Source organism: Vibrio sp. HB236076, from assembly GCF_040957575.1.
In the GTDB taxonomy this organism is placed as follows: Bacteria; Pseudomonadota; Gammaproteobacteria; order Enterobacterales; family Vibrionaceae; genus Vibrio.
Map to the genome: position 1 here is coordinate 1191866 of NZ_CP162601.1, position 19601 is coordinate 1211466.

Here is a 19601-nt window from a genome sequence, read left to right on the forward strand (position 1 = left end):
CAAACCATGCTGATAACCGCGTGAAAGATCATAGAATTATTATGGTTTACGTCTTTTTATCGGAAATTTCTTAATACGAAGCGCTTGTTGTTATTGCTCACTCACTGAATGAGAGAGGTGCAAACTGCTTTATAAAGTCAACACAGCATGACTTTTTTGTTTTATAATACCCTTATATTTTATATTGATTTATTTTGAGAGTATTATGTCATTGCCTCCATGTCCTGCGTGTCAGTCTGAATATGTTTATCCCGATCAAGATTTATTACTGTGTCCAGAGTGTGGCCATGAATGGAATCCAAATCAGATCGACAGTGAAGAGGAAGGATTTACCGTCAAAGATGCCAATGGCACGTTATTGGCTGAAGGGGATAAAATCACCCTCAGTAAAGACTTAAAAGTCAAAGGCAGTTCACAGGTATTAAAAATTGGCACCAAAGGCCTGATCAGAAGAATCGTTGAAGGCAAAGATCATCAACTAGATTGTAAACTCGATGGCGTTGGTGAAATGATGGTGACCGCGGCTTTTGTGAAAAAGGCATAAGCTCGGATTATCATTTGAGGGGATGTGAACCTCCAAAGAAAAAAGGGTGAGCCAAGTGCTTACCCTTTTTTATGGTTTATTCGAAACTTGTTTCGGTCTTATTAGAAGGTGACGTTGATGAGATTAATGTTATTGGCCATTTAATTTTAGCTGAGAAAAAGTCACACTGTTGTAATCACCGTTGGCTTTATCGACGGTAAAATCGCCAGTGCCTTGACAGCCAGGTCCCCAAACGGGATGTGTTTCACTGACACTGCATTGCCCGTAAGCCCCAGCTTTGAAATAGAAAGCATCTTTTGCATAGCCCTGTGGATAATCTTTATCATCAACGCCTTTACTTAAGTCAATCTCGTATGTCACCGTTTTGTGTTTATCAGAGGTGAATGTCAGGTGCATTATTGAACCTTTGACATCGACTTTATAACTAAAAGACTCACCAAGTGCTACACCCTGATTACCGGGATCGTTGGGGTTTTCCCATGTATTGCCCCAGACAGGGTAGGCGATATCCATTCGATTCGGGTCATTTTTCGCAAGATTTCTTTCGTAGTTCCAAAATACTGAGCCAGTATTATGGCCCGGAAACTTTTTGTAGAAAATCTTTAATGGTTCATTACCATGACCGAAACCAGATTTATCTTTGATTTGTTGTTTATCTTTTTCGGCGTGAATTTGCCCAACAACCACCGAAAATGCGGGGTACTTTTCAGGGTATTTTGCATGTAATGATACATGATTCACTTTTAATGTCGCCTCAAGCGTTCCGCCAATGGCGCTGAATGTGTCTGCTTGCGGGTGGCTACTTAACGCCCAGTTGTTTTTCGCGTCATGAGTGCCAATTGAAAAGTCGGCTCCGCGAGCCATTTGTCTGAGCTCTGAACGCGCGTTTTTCGAGTTTTTAGTAGTGATGGCTTGGTTTTGTACTTCAAAGACCAAATGGCCTTGGTCATCGAGGTGAAAAAAATCATCATTGGAGTAGGTCAGCATCGCTACCCCTTCAATTTCATCGACTCGCCCATCTTTATTGATATCTTGTGGCAAGGTGATTTTCCAGTTGTTCATATTAAATTGCTGCCCGGGCGCACGCGTATCTGTTGAGCTGAGCACCGGTGCAGAAAGGCTACAAAGTACAGCGAATGAAAGCAGGGTTGGGGTTTTCATGTTTCTCGTTCCTTTAGTCTTGTTGTTATTGAAAGTGTGGTTTAAAAGGATTTGTCAGAGTATCTTGGTGATCATCACACCCGTCATTAAGCGGATCTGAGAGAACAAAAAAGGCTTAGTTCTCACTAAGCCTTGCGTTGTTCAACTGTCATTAAAAGCTGTATTTAATACCGAGGCGAGTTCTGGCTTGACGGTCTCCAGACGTTGAACCGTAATCAACAGTCCACAGCTCAACGTATGGACGGAATTTACCCATTTGATAACCGACGATGACACCTGCATCCCAATCATAGTTTTTGTCGCCATCTGAAAGGCGGACATCGTCGTAGTTGTGATTGAGGTTGATTTCATAGCCGAGGCGTAGCTTTTTAAGCTCTTGGTCTTTAAAGCGATAAGAGCCGGTGAGTGTCCATTTCCCTTGCTCTACCGTTTTGCCTGCCACGCTAACACTGGTACCATCGGTCAGTGTTTTATTGCCTGCGCCATCAGAGTAAACTTGAAATTCATGACGGTAACGAAGCGCAGTCGTCAATCCAAAGGACGACTTGTAACCAACGCGAACCTGAGGTTTGTAAGTGGTTTTTTCATCATCATCACCAAAAGTGATTGGCATACCTGGCTGTATGTACCATTGTTTATCAACAGCGTAACGAAGGCTCCAATCAAACTCTGAATCACCCGCGACAATTTGATCCCAATATTTGCTGTTATCGAAACTATGAAATTTTTGTTCGATACCAAACGATAATTTCAAATCATCAGACAAACTTGTGCTGTCGCCGAGTTTAATACGGTGGGCGTAGGTTTCGTCTTTGTGTTTGTATTCTGCGCGATAATCCAAGGTGGCGGCTGCGGCAGTGCCGGCTAAAAGTGTAGTAACAACGAAGGTGGCCACTGAGGTAACTGCTTTCATAATTATTTCTCGCTCTTTATAATCGTAGGATTAGAATGGTGTGATGTTCAAAATTTATTATCGTTACAATTAAAACGTCATATTGCATTAATGTATGACAAATATACTTTCCTGGGCCATTCTATTCTGTGATATTAGTAGTATTTTAATCGACTATTTCGATGAACTAATAAAATCACGATCGCGATCACTTTCTCTCTATTTTCATGGTAGATAAATTGAGAGGTAGCTCGCATAATTTTTGCTAACGAAATAGCGAAGTGATTGAAATATAAAAAACTCAGTCAACCGCAGGCTGACTGAGTTGGGGTGGGAAACATTCAGATTGCTCAGTAGAGAGCACTCTGATTAGTCAAAAAGATCGGAATCTAAATTATCGAAGTAAGTGTATGTGCCAACAGATGAGCTGTCACCGACATAAAGCGCGAATAAGCTCGGTGCTCCAGTGTCATTTTCTGCTTTTAAATCAAAGCTTGTACCTGAATCATCTGAGTATGTTGTATATTCCACACCATCGACCGTTACCGTAATGTCATAACCGTCTGAGTCATCGGCTTGCCATGCAATGGTGACATCGACCCAGGTGTCTTGCGCGTAATTGGCTAAAGCCACTTGTGAACCGGACTCATTTCTGAACTTGACCTCAGTAGAGCCAAAGACGACTTCGGTAAAGCGAGAACTGGAACTGCCACTTTCAGACGTCCCTAAGTAGAGGTAACTTGATTTTTCATAACCCTCTGCCGGAATATACACTGACGTTGATACTGAGCCACTCTCTGCAGCCCCATTGGTAAAACTGCGCGCGACAACGGGTTTGGTTTCGGCGCTATTATCATACAAATAGAGGGAGTTATCTGCAGACTCAGATTGGGTATCATCAATATTGGCCAGGGTCGTCTCACCATCCACTCCTGACACCGTGTATAAAGCGTTAGCACTGTCTATTTGGTCGCCAACGGTATAGGCATCAAAGTTGTCCGTTACCTCACTGCTGTCGGTGCTGTCTGAGCTTTCGCCATCCGTGAACACGGTCGCTTCATTGCTACTGCTGTTATATACGGTAGAAAGATCAAGACCATTGGCATAGCTGTCAAAATCTTCTTCCAATACGCTGGTTTCTGTACCGCTGTCACTGGAATAAATTGTGATGTTATCGCCGAGGACTTCAAAATTGGTTGTCCCAGCATTATCGCCCAGCCTTAATGCGATGACAGTCACATCACTGCCATCGGCAACCGGAAGGTTATCACCATACGTCACGCCATTGACTGAAAATGAAAAAGCTTCCGCTTCCCAAGACACTTCTACCGATAAAGTATCGCCATTTTCAAATGTCCCTTCTGTATCTGTGAGTGTCCCATTTGAATCTCGATAGCGAATTTGACCATCGTTAAAAATGACCTCGCCATGTAATGACGATGTTGACGTTGAACTGGCATACAGTGAAATGTAGGCGTTGTTACTGCTGCCATCGTCTTCTTCTGTCGTGTCTTCGTCTTCTTGATAAATGACATCAAGGGTTAAGCGTCCAGAAGCAATTGAGTCGACATCGGTAGAGTCAGACAAGCGAATGCGCAGCTCGCCTGTGTCTTCTTCTGCTCCGGCATTATTGGTGTCATGGATTAAAACATAATTGTTCAGTCCTGCCTCGGCGTTTGCCGCGGTGATAGCATCAGTGACGTCAGTATTGTCGGCATTGTCTGTTCCTGTGAAGTCGCCGGCATTGGTATCTGTGATGGTGAGCGCACCGTCAGTCACTGAATAATTACCAGAAAGTTCAGTCACATTGGTCAAATCGGAGCTGTCAGAGTAGTAATTAAAGGTGATTGTTCCCGCGTCTTCATCTTCAGTAAACGTACTCGTATAAATGGTATAAGTACCAAAGTTGTCGTCGTCGTTGTAGTACTTTTGCGTGGTGCCATCAAAAACATAAACATTGGGAAGATCGTCTGTGGTTGCAAAGGCTTGAATACTGGTACCAGAAGCGTCCGCGCTTAATTCCCAGTAACCAGCGGATAAGGCACTAGCGGTAGACGAGCCCGATGAAGATGAGCTGCCTGAGTTGTCTGAATCTCTTAAATCCGTATTACAAGCAGTAAGCGTACCGATTGATAAAGCAATGGCGGCAGCGGTTTTTGTTATTCTAATCATTGTGACTTCCCTTTATTTACCGTATTGGATTAGTAGTATTGTTATACAAATATAGTTCAACAAACAAACATTGATAATAGATATGATGATCCGCTTCACATCTGTTGATAGATAAAACGTTAAACTATTAAATAGCTCACATTTTAATCGTCATTTTTTTGGCGTTGCTCAGCCAAGCTACAAATTAGGCGACTTTTTAGTGCTTTTTTATCAAATTATAGGCTTTTCGGGAGCCGTATTGAGAAAAGCTCAATGAGTGAAGAGATGATTTTCGACATGTTTGCAGAAGCGATTTTTATTCATTTGGCGTGATCTGGATTAAAAAAGCAGGTTTTGGATAGAAAAAAATACCACTTTTCGTCACGTTTTGTGATTTGTCACTCTCATTTGTAATACAAAATAATTTATGTTGATACAACAAAACGGTCTTGGAATGGGTTGAAGTGTCGGATTTGACGCTTGCAACGCAATGCCGATCTGATAATAAGTAAAGGGTAAATCATGAAACAAAGAATAAAGAAGAACATCATTGCCGCTTCCGTGTTATTTGTACTTGCCGGGTGCGCATCGAACGACGATGGACGTACCATTGTCACTCCGAGTCCGGTTAAGCTTGCCGCTTCAAGTCACGATGGAAATGGCCCAGAGCGCTTGATAGACAACAATTTAACCACTCGCTGGTCCGCAAATGGTCAAGGTGAGAGCGTCACCTTTGATTACGGTAAAGCGGTTGCGTTTGACGCGGTTAAACTGGCTTTTCACAAAGGCGATCAGCGCACGACTAAGTTTTCAATCCAAGTCAGCAACGATGGTCAACAATGGCAAACGGTACTGAATGATGCACAAAGCACGGGCAAATCGTTGGGATTAGAACGGTTCGATTTTCCTGAAGTCACCGCTAGATACATCAAGTACATCGGTCAAGGCAACAGTAAAAACGCATGGAATAGCGTCACGGAGTTTGTCGGCGTTAATTGCCAGGTTGACTATTGCTCCAATCAAGAATTGCCTAGGCAAGATATTTTAGAGCCAGTTGAGATCACGGCAAGTACCCACGATGGCAATGGCCCTGAGCGTTTGTTCGATCATGATATCACCACTCGTTGGTCTGCGAATGGCCTTGGTGAGTCAGCAACGTACGATTATGGCAGTGTACACACGTTTGATGCGGTGAGACTCGCGTTTCACAAAGGTAATCAGCGTCAAACAAAATTTGATATTCAAGTGAGTACGGATGGCCAACAGTGGCAAACCGTACTCGAAGGGGCGATGAGCTCTGGTCAAGTTAACGGGTATGAGCGTTTTAGTTTTGATGCCGTTGAAGCGCGCTATGTACGAGTGGTGGGTCAAGGTAATAGCAAAAACGCTTGGAACAGTGTCACTGAGTTTGCTGCCCTAAACTGTGCGATTAACAGTTGTCCGGACAACCATATTATCACTGATGACGTGATTGCTGCTGAAAAAGCCGCCGCAGCCAAAATGGCCAAATCGGATCAAGGTAAGAGCAATGCCGATAAAATGAAAGCACTTCGTTCTGGCAATTTTGGTGTGAAAGTTGCTAAACCTTGTGATAGCGCTTGTCAGTGGGATGTACCGCTCAAAGTGCCCACGATCCCGGCGACACCAAAAGCCGGTAATACGCCTGGGCAAAATTTTGATTTGACGACCTGGTACCTTTCTCAACCCTTTGACCACGACAACGATGGTAAACCAGATAATGTTTATGAATGGGATTTGGCCAATGGTTATCAACATCCAGAAATTTTCTACACTGCCGATGATGGCGGCTTAGTGTTCAAAAGTTATATCAAAGGGGTTAGGACATCGAAAAACACCAAATACGCTCGAACTGAAATGCGAGAAATGCTCAGGGCTGGGGACAAGTCCATCTCGACCAAGGGCGTGAACAAAAACAACTGGGTATTTAGTTCTGCGCCGATTGAAGATCAAAAAGCCGCTGGTGGTGTCGATGGGGTATTAGAGGCGACGTTAAAAATTGATCATACGACAACCACAGGTGAACTGGGTGAAGTTGGTCGCTTTATTATTGGTCAGATCCACGACCAAGATGATGAGCCAATTCGCCTTTACTACCGCAAATTGCCAAACCGAGACACGGGAACCGTTTATTTTGCTCATGAGAATACCCTCAAAGGCACCGACCATTTCTACCCGCTGGTAGGGGACATGACGGGTGAAACCACCGATGGTATTGCACTGGGTGAGAAGTTTTCATATCGAATCGCCGTGAAGGGCAATACCATGACGGTCACGGTTATGAGAGAAGGCAAGCCAGACGCGGTTCAAGTCGTTGATATGAGTGACAGTGGTTATGATGTTGGTGGCAAGTATATGTACTTTAAAGCGGGCGTGTACAACCAGAACATTTCAGGTGATCCCGATGATTATGTTCAAGCAACCTTCTATCGCATTCACAAAACCCACGATCAGTATCAGTAATTCTTGTTGCTTTTAGTTATGATCAACATGCGCTCATTGAGCGCATGTTTTGTTTCATCGTTAAAGTAAAATGAATAACGGGTTTTGGTTGTTATGACGATGAAATTCGTTTAACAGCGAATATTTTTTTGCTCTATGCCTCAAAAATAGCTTTTAAACTGACACAGAGGTTGATCTCCTTAACGGGTAGCGATATTGTATCTGTAAATTAAATCATACAATATTACTTTAGGAGTTCGGTATGACTAAACCCGTGATTGGATTTATTGGTTTGGGCCTAATGGGCGGCAACATGGTTGAGTGTCTACAAAAAAATGACTTTCAACCTATCGTAATGGATTTAAACCAAGAAGCAGTGGATAAAGTCCTTGCTCGTGGTGGTAAATCAGCAAGCTCTGCGAAAGAGTTAGCGGAACAAAGTGATATTGTGATGCTGTGTTTGACCACGTCAACGATCGTTGAAAAGCTGGTTTATGCCGAAGATGGTATCTTAGCGGGTATTAAAGAAGGTGCGGTACTGATTGACTTTGGTACATCCATTCCTGCTTCAACGCGTAAAATTGGCGCTGACTTAGCCGCTAAAGGTGCGGGTATGATCGATGCACCCCTGGGTCGTACGCCTGCTCATGCAAAAGATGGTTTGTTGAATATTATGGCTTCAGGCGATGCCGATACTTTTGAAAAAGTGAAGCCTGTACTAGAGGTGTTGGGTGAAAATGTCTTTAACCTTGGCGCTCTCGGAGCAGGACATACAACAAAACTCATCAACAACTTTATGGGCATGACGACTGTTTGTGCCATGTCTCAAGCTTTTGCTGTGGCAGAAAAAGCCGGTGTTGACCGTCAGCAATTGTTTGACATTATGTCAACAGGGCCTTCTAACTCACCATTTATGCATTTTTGTAAAAATTACGCCGTGGATGGCGTTAGTGACCTTGGTTTTTCTATCGCCAATGCCAATAAAGATTTAGGCTACTTTTTGGAAATGGTCAAAGATTTAGATACCCGTGCTCAAATTGCTGAAGGCACTTCGGCGAATTTGCAAGCGGCGTTCGATGAGGGAATGGGCAACGGTAACGTGCCAGAGATTTACGATTACTTTTTAAAATTATCTAAGTAGTTTTTATCCTATATTCACGCCTTCCTGTTTAGCAGCCAACGTTCGTTGGTTGCTTTTTTCTTTCTTGTCGTTTCGTACTCTTTGTCAAATACTGGTATCCTGTGCTCTGGGTTATTAAACATGGGTTGTGATACCAAGCTAATTCAATAGCGTGTTACTCTAGCGGGTAAAAACTCGATAACGTCGTTATAAAATCACTGGTCGAATAACAACGGCGATGCTTGTATTGATGAAAAAGAGATTACCGGGTTCTCAAGCTAATTGACCATCTATTTAATCGGATTGGTATGATTACAAGACAAAAACGTATAGTACTCGTCCCTAAGAGGTATTATTCACGGTGTTTAACGAGTGACGGCCATCGTGAAGGAGCACACGCGAGTAAAGTCAAATATCCAAGTGATGAGGAACAAAAAACATCGTGGCTAACAACAAAAAATTGGGCATATTTTCGCGGTTAAAATCTTGGTTACTGCGGATCATTGTGTTGCTACTCATCACTCCAGTGGTGTTGTCCTGTGTGTTTAAATATGTCAACCCACCGATTTGGGGTTGGCAAATTAACCGTACTTTATTTCCACCATCGGGGTACCCAGACACCCGCTTACATCAATGGCGATCTTTGGATGAAATTTCGTCTAATTTACCCCTTGCCGTTATTGCCTCTGAGGACCAAACCTTTTTGTCGCATTGGGGAGTTGATGTTCACTCACTTCTTTCAGTGATAAAAGAAAGTGGTGATTCTGGCCCACAACGAGGGGCGAGTACCATCACCCAACAAACGGCCAAAAACGTTTTTTTGTTTCCCAGTCATTCTTATCTTCGCAAAGCTTATGAACTGTATATTGCTTTGTTACTTGAGCTCATTTGGGGCAAAGAGCGCATTATGGAAGTCTATTTAAACGTGATTGAATTTGGCCCGGGCATTTATGGTGTCGAAGCGGCCAGTCAACACTATTTTTCTCGCTCTGCCCATTCTCTTAGCCGGCGTCAAGCGGCGCAGCTTGCCGTGGTGTTACCTAACCCTTACCGCATGAAGCCGACGCCGATGAGTCAATATGTTTATCAGCGCACTCAATGGGTGCTTAGGCAGATGCGTAACTTAGGTGCAGTATCCTTTTAATTAGGTGTTAACGTTAATGTGACCAAGGCGGGAAGTGACCCTGACTGTCTAAGTATACTGGTGTGTGTCAATGCTTTTGGTGTTCAACTAACCAAAGCGCCGCCTCTAAACGCGAGCGCAAATCGAGTTTTTTGAGTACATGGCGAACGTGAACTTTGACCGTGGAATCACTAATAGAGAGGCGTTGACCGATCAGTTTATTGCTCATGCCTTTGCCGAGTAAGGTCAAAATTTCGTATTCGCGATTGGTTAAACTGTCAATCGAAGCGGTATTTTTTTTCTTGGGTTGTTGCCAAGTTTTCGCCAATACCTGGGTTAATCTATCGGTGAGTGCCAGCTTACCTAATACCGCTTGTTTGATGTTCTCGACAATGTCTTCAGGTTCCATATCTTTGAGTAAATACCCATCCGCGCCGTATTCAATCGCGGTCAATAAGTCGTCTTCGTGATCAGAGACCGTCAACAACACGATTCGCGAGGCAGTGCCTTGTTGTCGCAATTTTTTGGTGGTCATCAAACCATCGATGTCTGGCATGTTGAGGTCAAGAATAATTAAGTCAGGCTCAGTGTGGTGAGCAAAGTCGATGGCCTCGAGGCCATTGTTAAATTCAGCGACCACGTCTAAGTCATCTTCAAGGGCTAAAAGTTGTGTTAACCCTTTGCGAAACAAAGGGTGATCATCAACGATCATGACAGTGGCTTTTGATTTCATTTGACTATCCTTGTCAATTATGTAGTTATTTAATCATGCCTATTTGCGTGTTAGGCATCAAGTTTTTCTTTGAGATAAGCCGGTTTAAAGGTCAATATCACCTCTGTTCCGCCGCTGTGACGATTTTGCCTCACCAATTTGCCATTGAGTGAACGACATCGCTCTTGCATGATTTCCGTGCCGTAATGATTGAGTTTTTGCTCGCTGTTGGTGATCCCCAAACCGTTGTCTTGAATGAGCAATTGTAGGTCTTGCTGCTCAACCTGTTTAAGTTGAATCACAATGTGATCACCACCGGAATGGCTAATGGCATTTTGCAGGGCTTCTTTAGCGATTTGTAACAGGTGGATCTCTTCGTATGGCTCTAAGGGAATATGGCGGCAGCGATAATCGTAGTCTATGTCAAAGTCATGCCTTTCACTGACCATCTTGATGGTGTTTTTTAGTGCTTGTTCTAGCCCGTGCTCATCGATTTGTAAGCGAAACGTGGTCAGTAACTGGCGCAGTTGTTGGTAGGCTGAAATTAACCCTTCTTTCAGCTCGCTGACGGGATCCGTTAACTCCGGTGTGAGTGGCAGCGTTGTCATCACTTTTTCAATGCGAGTTACCTGAATTTTTAAATAGGACAAGGACTGCGCTAAAGAGTCGTGCAACTCGCGAGCGATGATGGAGCGCTCTCGTAATAAAGCAATTCGACGTTGTTGGTTGAGATTGTTACTCAGGTGAAAAGCCATGGCGAATTGATCGCAAATGGCAAAAATAAGGTTGTTTTGCCAAGTGTCTAACGCCTGACGATAGTGGACAACTATGTGCCCATAATGGTGCTCATCGCGAGATATGCTAAAGCGTTTTTCATGCGCTTTAGGTGATGAGACATCGCGCGGTGACATGACGCTGAGGTAAGCCTCTTCACTGTCTTCAGAGGTTAAGTTTAACTCAAGGAAATCAGTTTGACTGACCGAGCGTAATTCATCGAGGATTTTTTGATAATTTAATTGGTTCTGATGAGAGTCGCTGACTTGTTGGGCAATTTGATACAAAAAAGTGAGAATCTCGTTGTTTTGTCTTAGTGCCTCGGTTTTTATTTGAATGGTCTTTTCTTGGTCATCGTGAATGGTTTGAATGCTTTGATTGGCTTTGTTCAACGTATTTGCCAATAGCCCTAATTCATCTTGACTGTTTAAATCGCTGCGCATTGACCAATCTCCTCTCGAAGAGGCCTCTGCGACCGTAGTGAGATTTTTTAATGGGCGAGCAATGTAGCGATGAATGGTCAGTATCGATAAGACAATTAAGACAAAAGTAGCACTTAACGTGGCAGATTGAATCCATTTTAATTGTGCCAGCTTGTGCTCAAGAACGCTTTGATAACCGTATACTAAGGTATCCACGTCGTTTACGAAGGATTCGAGGATCGGCAGAAACAGATTTAAGTCAAAACCCTGGCCTGCGTGGGTGAGAGTAGGTTTGATACTTTGGTACCAATCTTGATGCACTTTGTCATAATCTCCGGCTAAACTGTGGTCGCCAAAGCGTTGAAAGTCTCTTTTGAGTACGGGGTCTTGAAATTTTTGTTCGAAGTTGTCGATCAGCGCTTTGACTTTCGAACGGTTTTGTATCGAGTCATGTTGTTGTACAGCGACGACTTGGGTCGTGATGCGATAGCTCATCATTCGCAAAGAGCCGGATAAGTTAATCGCTTTACCGTCGTATTCACTCACTTGCGACATATAAATCGATGAAAAAATACTGATAAACGCCATTAAAAAAACACTGATCAACAAAGCGGTGATCCGCATAACAATCGATTTAGTCAATGTGTTCCAAAGGGTATTTAACATAGTCGCTCTCACGGGTTATTGGCGTTGATGATCGATTTTCGCTGCCTTTTCTTGCTTCAAGGATTGAGGAGTAATAGAGCTTCAAATACCGATACGGCAAGGGCAATCATGGCGACCGACTTCCAAAATAGGACCGGATTTTTCTTGATTAGGGGATTGCGATGATGCTTTTTAATCAAGGTTGGATTCGGCGTGGCTAGGTCTTGGATAAATTCCCCAAGGACTTGGTAGCGGTGCTGCGGGTTAGGGTGCGTCGCCTTTTCAAAGACGTAATCTAGCCAAATCGGCAGATCTGGCCGTTGCAACTGCAGGCTTTGATACTGCCATTTTTGATGCCGAGATTTGGCGATATTCTGTTGATTCTTTTCGCCAAACGGCCATTGATGAGTGAGTAATTCGTAGCCTATGACCGCGACAGAGAAGAGATCCGATTGGGTATTGGCATAGCAAGTATCAATGTATTCTGGGGCGGCGTATTGAACGTCGCCAAGTGGAATACTGAATTGGCCTCGGCTTTGTGGCTGCGTTTCAATGATTCCCGCTGCCCCAAAGTCAATGATCTTGATGTCGAGGTTATTGAGCACCATGATGTTTTCCGGTTTGAGATCGCGATGAACGATATGGGCACGCTGTAAACTTCGCAAGGCCTGAATAAGGTTGTTTAAAAGTATCCTGACTTGATGTAACTCCGCTTGAGGGTTGTCGATCATCCATTGTCTCAAGGTGCAGCCTGGCACATACTCACAGACTTGATACATAAACTCAGACTCAACAGGGCTAGGGTAAATGGACATTAAGCGTCGGTTATCAAGCTGTTGACCTATCCAGTTCTCATTGGCAAATTGAGTAATTGCATCAAAGGTATCTTCATCGTATAGCGAGAGGGTTTTTATCACACGCAACTGGTCGTTGTGAGTGTCTTTGGCCAAGTAAACATGGCTACGCCGTCCTTGATGAAGGATCTCTTCGATATAAAAGTGATCAAGATATTGGCCTGTGGACAAAGCCGGTGGAATAGTTTTGCTGTGAAATTCACTTTGATGCTCGAGCAGACCGTTTTTCGCCAGTGATTTGATCTCGATGATAATGGCGCTGAAATTATCATCGCTGCCAATTTGACTAACCTGTTGTGTCAATTGTTCGCACTGCTCTTGGCAGGTATTTGAGTTATTGAGGCTATCGAGCAGTTGTTGAGGCTCAAAGCATTGGTGGAGTCCATCTGTGGTCATGAGTAATTTATCACCTTGGCGCAGTACCAAGCTTTGATAGTCAAGCTCTAGGTGCTCATCCATACCTAAGGCGCGGGTGAGTTGGGTTTTTTGGCCAAACACTTTGCGGCTGTGATCGCGAGTTAATTGAGTCATGGTATTTTGCCTGATCAAATAAACGCGACAGTCGCCAACGTGAAAGAGGTGTGCGGTATTGGATTGAATGATCAGCGATGAAAACGTCGTGATCATGCCGTTGTGGTTGAGCTGTTGGCGTCCTTGAGCGTACAGCCATTGATTGAGGCTAGATAAGACTTTACGGACCGAGTGAGTGATGTCCCAGGTGTTGGGCGTTGAGTAGTAATCATTGACAAACTGTGTTGTGCTAACGTGGCTGGCTTGTTGACCGTGCTCGCTGCTACTGATGCCATCGGCAATACAGAATACCGCGCCTTTAAACTCCCAATCTGAACGCGTTTTAGGCAGTTTGATAATGATGGCATCTTGGTTTTGATCTTTGACACCGGTTTGAGTGAGGCTGCCAAATTCCATCTGACAGTGAAAAGCTTGTGTTTTCATTGCATTCCTTGCGCAACGTCGCGATTGTAATCAATTGAGTTGTTGGGTCACAACGTTAAGTCGTTCGATAAGCCGATATCGGGTGTTAAGGCTTGGGATCATTAAGCCAACAATCCGATGGCGTACGGAGATCCGTTAAGTGCTAGCATAATATAAAAAACAGGGCCTACCTAGTAAGCCCTATCAAAATTTTCTATTTAGTCATCACCCCTGCACGCATGGTGACGCAGTGCGTAAAGTGGGCGCGGTTTAATGGGAGACATCAATTAAGGTGACACTGCCATCGTCGTTGACTTCGGCAATTTTTCCAGAGGGTTCCTCCATAAAGGCCAAAGCAATAAACCCGACCACAGCCGTGGCCGCAATGACATAAAAGAAGGTTTGGTAATCGACAAAAGACAAGACCGTTAAGTAAGTCACGGCTCCAACATTGCCATACGCTCCGGTCATGCCGGCTATTTGGCCAGTCATACGGCGTTTGATAAGCGGTACAGTGGCAAAAACGGCCCCCTCACCTGCTTGAACGAAGAAAGAACACGCCATGGCCGCAGCGACTGCAAGCCAAACTGGCCAAGTCCCATCTACATGACCCATTAAGAAGTAACCCACGGCCAGACCGGCGGTTAAAATCAGCAAGGTCGGTTTGCGACCAAACTTATCTGAGATCAGTCCTCCACCAGGGCGCGACATTAAGTTCATAAACGCATAGGCCGAAGCCACCATACCGGCCACGACCGGAGACAGTTCAAAGGTGTCCGAGAAAAACAGCGGCAACATGGAGACCACAGCCAACTCTGAGCCAAAAGTGGCGAAATACAGTACATTAAGCACCGCGACTTGTTTAAATTTATACTGATGAATGGGTTCAACGGGCGTGGTAAAGATAGATTTGTTGACTTTCCACACTTGGCCTGCATCGATGACGTACAAAACAACTAAGCCAGTATAAATGGCGTTCACAACCCAAGTGTCTAACATGCCGATGCCACTTGGTGACAGCTTCCAAGCCAGCAAAGCGAGTACAGCGTACATGGGGATTTTCATCAACAATAAAAAGAACAAGTCACCTTTTGATGTCACTTCCATAGCCGTTAAGTGTTTAGGTCTAAAATAGGTCGCCCCTTTTGGGGTATCGGTGACATTAAAGTAAAACACAAACGCAAACGCCAAACTCATGAGTCCTGTTAAGGCACTGGCATAGCGCCAACCATCGTCACCACCAAATAACACTGCGATGGTTGGGAGAGTAAAGGCTGCTGCGGCTGAGCCAAAGTTACCCCAGCCACCGTAAATCCCCTCTGCTGTACCAAGTTGGTGATGAGGGAACCACTCTGAGACTAAGCGAATACCGATCACGAATCCTGCGCCAATAAAGCCAAGTAAAAATCGTGCAATGGCCATTTGGGTAAAGCTGTCTGCAAAGGCAAACATAAAGCAAGGTAATGAACAAATGGCTAATAGCGCAGAGTAAACAATACGTGGGCCAAACCGGTCGGTAAACATACCGATTAGGACTCTGGCTGGAATGGTCAGTGCGACGTTTAAGATCAATAACGTTTTGATTTCTTCAGTCGTTAAGCCAAGAGAGGTTTTGACCATTTGCAGTAAAGGCGCAAAATTAAACCAAACGACGAAGGTGATGAAAAAAGCGATCCAACTCAGGTGCAGCACCTTCATTTTTCCGCTAAAAGAAAACAGAGAAAATTTATTATCCATAATACACGGTCCGTGATGATCTGATGTATCTACTTCCGTTGCTCGCGGTTACGTCAACGGAAGACAAAGGTTATGCATAGACTTCTTGCGGTATTGCTACGTGGATCTTTCCTTGTTCGATTTTGACGTCAAAAACAGGAATCACCACATTGGGCTGTTCAAGGCATTGGCCCGTCGTCAAGCTAAAATGTTGTTTGTACAAAGGCGAAGCAACACAGAGCTGATCGCCAATCGAGCCAATAATACCGCGTGACAAGACACTGGCATTGCCGATAGGGTCGAAGTTAGAAATGGCATGGTAGCTATTGGTTCGTTGACTGAAAAAAATGGCTACTTGGTGATCGCCGACTTTGGCACACACTCCGGTATTTGGGCAAATATCGTCACTGTTGCAAATGGTCGTCCAATGAGTCATGGGGAATCTCCTTTAATTTTTTCATTTCGGCTGGCGAACGGCGGCTCAACAATCGAATGTCGGCCGCCAATGTATTTGTTATTCAACACTTAAGACATCAATAACCAATTCATCTTTTGGGTTGGCTGGGAACTTTTGTTCGCGAATGGTCTTAAAGGACAAATTGCTGTCGCGTTCTGAACTGTTAATGAAATGCTGGAAGTGTTTGAGCTTTTCAGGCGATTGAAGCGTTGTTTTCCATTCACATTGGTATTGACCTAATGTCTCGTCCATCGCCTGTTCTAATTCTGCGGCTAGACCAAGTGAGTCATTAATAATCACATCGCGTAAATACTCGATGCCACCTTCTAGATTCTCTAGCCAGACTGAAGTCCGTTGTAAGCGATCGGCAGTGCGGATATAAAACATCAATAAACGGTCGACGTACTTCACTAAAGTTGCATTGTCTAAGTCAGAAGCGAACAGATCGGCGTGCCGCGGCCTCATTCCACCATTACCGCAAATGTAGAGGTTCCAACCCTTATCTGTGGCAATCACACCAATGTCTTTTGATTGCGCTTCGGCGCATTCACGAGTACAGCCAGACACGCCAAATTTGAGTTTATGCGGTGATCGAAGCCCTTTGTATCGGTGTTCAAGTTCAATAGCAAAGCCAACGCTGTCATCAACGCCGTACCGACACCAAGTGCTGCCAACGCATGATTTAACCGTACGCAACGATTTGCCGTATGCGTGACCGGTTTCCATACCAGCGTCAATTAATCGTTTCCATATGGCGGGTAAATCGTTGAGCTGTGCGCCAAACATATCAATGCGCTGACCACCAGTGACTTTGGTATAAAGGCCATAATCGCGAGCGACTTCACCAATAACGATCAATTTATCTGGAGTGATTTCACCACCAGGAACGCGAGGTACCACAGAGTAAGTACCGTCTTTTTGCATGTTGCCTAAAAAGATGTCATTAGTATCTTGTAGCTCTAGGTGCTCTTTTTTGAGAATGTAATCATTCCAGTAAGAGGCAAGGATAGACGCGACGGCCGGTTTACAGATTTCACAGCCGACACCGTCACCGTATTGCTCTAGAACTTGATCAAAAGTTGTTAACTTATTGACGCGGATCAGGTCGCTCATTTCTTGACGTGAATACGCGAAGTGTTCGCACAAGTTATTGTTCACTTCAACGCCCAGCTTTTCGAGCTCATTGTCAAGAACCTGTTTGGCTAGGGCACTGCAGCCACCGCAACCGGTTGAGGCATTCGTGCATTCTTTTAGCGCTGCCATTGAGGTACACCCAGCGCTGACCGCTTCTTTGATGCCCCCTTTTGTGACGTCAAAACACGAACAAATCACCGCGGTATCTGGCAGGCTATCAACGCCAATACCGCCGCCTTCTTCTGCCACATTATTGAGAATTAAAGTGGATGGCGAGGCGGGCAATGGCAAGTCATTTTGGCGTATTTGCAGTAAGTTGCCATACGCTTCAACATCACCGACCAATACGGCACCGACAACTTTCTTTTTGTCTTCTGAGACAATCAACCGTTTGTACACTTGATCAATGTCATCTTTATAGGTGTAAGATAACGCATTGTCAGTTTTACCGTGTACTTCGCCTATACTTGCGACGTCGACCCCGAGTAGTTTGAGTTTCGTGCTCATGTCCGCGCCGGCAAAGGTTAGCTCATCTTTACCTAATAGATGCAAGGCTGCGACTTTGGCCATCTGGTAGCCAGGGGCGACTAAGCCAAAAATTTGATTGTTCCACAGTGCACATTCGCCAATGGCGTAGATGTCTTCATCGCTGGTTTGGCAATAATCATTAATCACAATCCCCCCGCGCTCACCAATGGTGAGTTGCGCTTGACGTGCTAACTCATCTTGAGGCCTGATCCCGGCTGAAAAAACGATCATGTCGGTTTCTAGAGACGTCCCATCGGCAAAATTCATTGTGTAGCGTGCTTGTTCGCCGGCGACAATGTTTGAGGTGGCTTTTTCTGTGTGCACGTTTACGCCTAGCGCCTCGATTTTTCGGCGCAGCAAGTCACCGCCATCTTGGTCTAATTGAACGGCCATCAGGCGCGGCGCAAACTCGACAACATGGGTTTCTAAACCTAGGTTGCGAATCGCATTAGCCGCTTCTAAGCCCAACAAGCCACCACCAATCACGACGCCTATCTTACTTTCTTTACTCGACGCTTCGATGGCATCGAGATCTTCAATGGTGCGGTAGACGTGGCAGTGTTCTTGATCGTTTCCAGGGATCGGGGGAACAAAAGGGTAGGAGCCCGTGGCGAGAACCAATTTGTCGTAGTTTAGTGTTTGATTCTCACTGGTCGTAATGATTTTGCTTTCGGTATCAATGGCGAGCACTTTTTCATTGATCAAATAACGGATGTGATGTTGGTCGTAATAGGCTGCGCTGGTCATAGCCAAATCGTCGGCGCTGTTGCCAGTATAGTATGAAGTTAATTGTACTCGGTCGTACGCTAGTCTTGGCTCTTCAGAAAAGGTCAGTATGTCTAAGTCGTCATGGCCATTTTGAATCAGAGTATCGATAAAACGATGGCCGACCATGCCATTGCCAACGACGATGATTTTTTGCTTGCTCATAGTTCACTTCCTGTTTAATTTTCTTATTGCTTAAACCACTTGGGCCAACGGCGCTGTGTATTGTTCTTGTTGCGCGTTTTGTCGCTGTATTTGATCGGTGAGTTGTGACATCTGGGACGAGACATTGACCACCTCACCGATCACGATCAGTGCTGGTGATTGAACCTGGTGCTCGGCGACTAACTCACTAAGGTCTTTGAGTTGACCAATTAGGGTTCTTTGCGATGGTGTACAGCCTTTTTCAATTAAGGCGACCGGGGTATAAGGAGACATCTTGGCTGCCATCAAAGAATTTTGAATTTGGTCTGTTTTGGTCAGCCCCATATAAATGACTAAGGTTTGCTTTAAGTCGGCGAGGGCCTGCCATTGTATGTTGAGTTCTTTGTCTGCATGGGCGGTGATAAAGGTACAGCCCTGAGATAAACCTCGATGGGTTAATGGGATATTCGCGTAGGTAGAGCATCCCGAGGCCGCGGTGATACCGGGTATGACTTCAAGGTTCACTCCAGCTTTGGCGAGATAAAGCATTTCTTCACTGCCTCGCCCAAAAACAAACGCATCGCCTCCTTTAACACGGCACACTCTTTTACCTTGCTCGGCAAAGTTAACCAATAAAAGGTTGATATCGTCTTGTTTAAAGCGGTGACATCCTTTCATTTTTCCAACGTAAACCTGGCTGGCCTTGTGAGGAAACAGGTCACGAATTTCTTGGCTAACGAGGTTGTCGTAGACAATGACTTCGGCGCTTTGAATCGCTTTTAGTGCTTTTAATGTGAGCAGTTCAGGGTCGCCAGGACCTGCACCAACTAAACTCACTTGTGCTTGATAAGATTGATTTGAAGACATCCTTTTTCTCCATGTGCCGACACGCGTTAACGGTAATAGGGCAATATCAGTGCCATTTTGTACCTTATGCGAATTACTTTTCTTATCTATATGATTTTTATGGTTAAAATTTAATTTTTAGGGCCTTGTACGTGTGGATTTTACTCGCTAGACAAGAGGAGTAGTTTGGACAGTGATAGTGCGCGTTGCTATCACAACA

The 19601-nt window shown here is 44.6% G+C and carries 14 protein-coding genes; 4 read left to right on the forward strand and 10 right to left on the reverse strand.

What is annotated here, in order from left to right:
* Positions 1-205 precede the first annotated feature (205 nt).
* Entirely contained in the window at positions 206-544 is a 339-nt protein-coding gene (locus tag AB0763_RS05345) for a zinc ribbon domain-containing protein YjdM (protein WP_306101275.1), read from the forward strand.
* Between the two features lie 129 nt (positions 545-673).
* On the opposite strand, the gene AB0763_RS05350 is transcribed toward AB0763_RS05345, so the two are convergent.
* The 3 genes from AB0763_RS05350 to AB0763_RS05360 all read right to left on the reverse strand — a co-directional run bounded on the left by AB0763_RS05350 (position 674) and on the right by AB0763_RS05360 (position 4769).
* Positions 674-1705 (reverse strand): polysaccharide lyase family 7 protein, encoded by a 1032-nt coding sequence (locus AB0763_RS05350; RefSeq protein WP_306101274.1) that lies wholly within the window; start codon positions 1703-1705, stop codon positions 674-676.
* Between the two features lie 151 nt (positions 1706-1856).
* Positions 1857-2618, reverse strand: a complete 762-nt coding sequence (locus AB0763_RS05355) for an oligogalacturonate-specific porin KdgM family protein (protein ID WP_306101273.1) — start codon at positions 2616-2618, stop codon at positions 1857-1859.
* Between the two features lie 348 nt (positions 2619-2966).
* On the reverse strand, positions 2967-4769 hold the full coding sequence (locus AB0763_RS05360) for a hypothetical protein (protein WP_306101272.1): 1803 nt from the start codon (positions 4767-4769) through the stop codon (positions 2967-2969).
* A 501-nt stretch (positions 4770-5270) separates the two neighbouring features.
* Between AB0763_RS05360 and AB0763_RS05365 the strand changes: the two genes are divergently transcribed.
* The 3 genes from AB0763_RS05365 (at position 5271) to mtgA (ending at position 9472) form a co-directional block, all read left to right on the forward strand.
* Positions 5271-7229: a polysaccharide lyase family 7 protein gene (locus AB0763_RS05365; protein ID WP_306101271.1), complete on the forward strand. Its 1959-nt coding sequence runs from the start codon at positions 5271-5273 to the stop codon at positions 7227-7229.
* A 241-nt stretch (positions 7230-7470) separates the two neighbouring features.
* Positions 7471-8349, forward strand: a complete 879-nt coding sequence (locus AB0763_RS05370; protein ID WP_306101270.1) for an NAD(P)-dependent oxidoreductase — start codon at positions 7471-7473, stop codon at positions 8347-8349.
* Positions 8350-8794: 445 nt separating this feature from the next.
* Positions 8795-9472 carry a monofunctional biosynthetic peptidoglycan transglycosylase gene (gene mtgA, locus AB0763_RS05375; RefSeq protein WP_306101542.1) on the forward strand — a complete coding sequence of 226 codons (678 nt, stop codon included), beginning with the start codon at positions 8795-8797 and terminating at the stop codon, positions 9470-9472.
* 67 nt (positions 9473-9539) lie between these two features.
* Here mtgA and narL read toward each other — a convergent pair whose 3' ends face one another.
* The 7 genes from narL to cobA all read right to left on the reverse strand — a co-directional run bounded on the left by narL (position 9540) and on the right by cobA (position 19402).
* Positions 9540-10184, reverse strand: coding sequence for a two-component system response regulator NarL (gene narL, locus AB0763_RS05380; protein WP_306101269.1), 645 nt, complete (start codon positions 10182-10184; stop codon positions 9540-9542).
* A gap of 50 nt (positions 10185-10234) precedes the next feature.
* On the reverse strand, positions 10235-12025 hold the full coding sequence (locus AB0763_RS05385; RefSeq protein ID WP_306101268.1) for a type IV pili methyl-accepting chemotaxis transducer N-terminal domain-containing protein: 1791 nt from the start codon (positions 12023-12025) through the stop codon (positions 10235-10237).
* A gap of 56 nt (positions 12026-12081) precedes the next feature.
* Positions 12082-13812: a bifunctional protein-serine/threonine kinase/phosphatase gene (locus tag AB0763_RS05390; protein WP_306101267.1), complete on the reverse strand. Its 1731-nt coding sequence runs from the start codon at positions 13810-13812 to the stop codon at positions 12082-12084.
* Between the two features lie 249 nt (positions 13813-14061).
* On the reverse strand, positions 14062-15528 hold the full coding sequence (locus AB0763_RS05395) for a NarK family nitrate/nitrite MFS transporter (protein WP_306101266.1): 1467 nt from the start codon (positions 15526-15528) through the stop codon (positions 14062-14064).
* A 70-nt stretch (positions 15529-15598) separates the two neighbouring features.
* Positions 15599-15943 carry a nitrite reductase small subunit NirD gene (nirD, locus tag AB0763_RS05400; protein ID WP_306101265.1) on the reverse strand — a complete coding sequence of 115 codons (345 nt, stop codon included), beginning with the start codon at positions 15941-15943 and terminating at the stop codon, positions 15599-15601.
* 78 nt (positions 15944-16021) lie between these two features.
* The gene (gene nirB / locus AB0763_RS05405) at positions 16022-18556 is read right to left on the reverse strand and encodes a nitrite reductase large subunit NirB (protein WP_306101264.1); all 2535 of its coding nucleotides are present in this window, start codon (positions 18554-18556) and stop codon (positions 16022-16024) included.
* Between the two features lie 30 nt (positions 18557-18586).
* Positions 18587-19402: a uroporphyrinogen-III C-methyltransferase gene (gene cobA, locus AB0763_RS05410; RefSeq protein WP_306101263.1), complete on the reverse strand. Its 816-nt coding sequence runs from the start codon at positions 19400-19402 to the stop codon at positions 18587-18589.
* Positions 19403-19601: the final 199 nt, after the last annotated feature.

Excerpts from the sequence above, each read along its gene's own strand:
- AB0763_RS05395 (WP_306101266.1), bottom strand. The coding sequence starts at position 15,528 with ATGGATAATAAATTTTCTCTGTTTTCTTTTAGCGGAAAAATGAAGGTG.
- AB0763_RS05350 (WP_306101274.1), bottom strand. The coding sequence starts at position 1,705 with ATGAAAACCCCAACCCTGCTTTCATTCGCTGTACTTTGTAGCCTTTCT.
- AB0763_RS05360 (WP_306101272.1), bottom strand. The coding sequence starts at position 4,769 with ATGATTAGAATAACAAAAACCGCTGCCGCCATTGCTTTATCAATCGGT.
- AB0763_RS05370 (WP_306101270.1), top strand. The coding sequence starts at position 7,471 with ATGACTAAACCCGTGATTGGATTTATTGGTTTGGGCCTAATGGGCGGC.
- AB0763_RS05345 (WP_306101275.1), top strand. The coding sequence starts at position 206 with ATGTCATTGCCTCCATGTCCTGCGTGTCAGTCTGAATATGTTTATCCC.
- AB0763_RS05355 (WP_306101273.1), bottom strand. The coding sequence starts at position 2,618 with ATGAAAGCAGTTACCTCAGTGGCCACCTTCGTTGTTACTACACTTTTA.
- AB0763_RS05385 (WP_306101268.1), bottom strand. The coding sequence starts at position 12,025 with ATGTTAAATACCCTTTGGAACACATTGACTAAATCGATTGTTATGCGG.
- AB0763_RS05390 (WP_306101267.1), bottom strand. The coding sequence starts at position 13,812 with ATGAAAACACAAGCTTTTCACTGTCAGATGGAATTTGGCAGCCTCACT.
- narL (WP_306101269.1), bottom strand. The coding sequence starts at position 10,184 with ATGAAATCAAAAGCCACTGTCATGATCGTTGATGATCACCCTTTGTTT.
- nirB (WP_306101264.1), bottom strand. The coding sequence starts at position 18,556 with ATGAGCAAGCAAAAAATCATCGTCGTTGGCAATGGCATGGTCGGCCAT.
- AB0763_RS05365 (WP_306101271.1), top strand. The coding sequence starts at position 5,271 with ATGAAACAAAGAATAAAGAAGAACATCATTGCCGCTTCCGTGTTATTT.
- nirD (WP_306101265.1), bottom strand. The coding sequence starts at position 15,943 with ATGACTCATTGGACGACCATTTGCAACAGTGACGATATTTGCCCAAAT.
- cobA (WP_306101263.1), bottom strand. The coding sequence starts at position 19,402 with ATGTCTTCAAATCAATCTTATCAAGCACAAGTGAGTTTAGTTGGTGCA.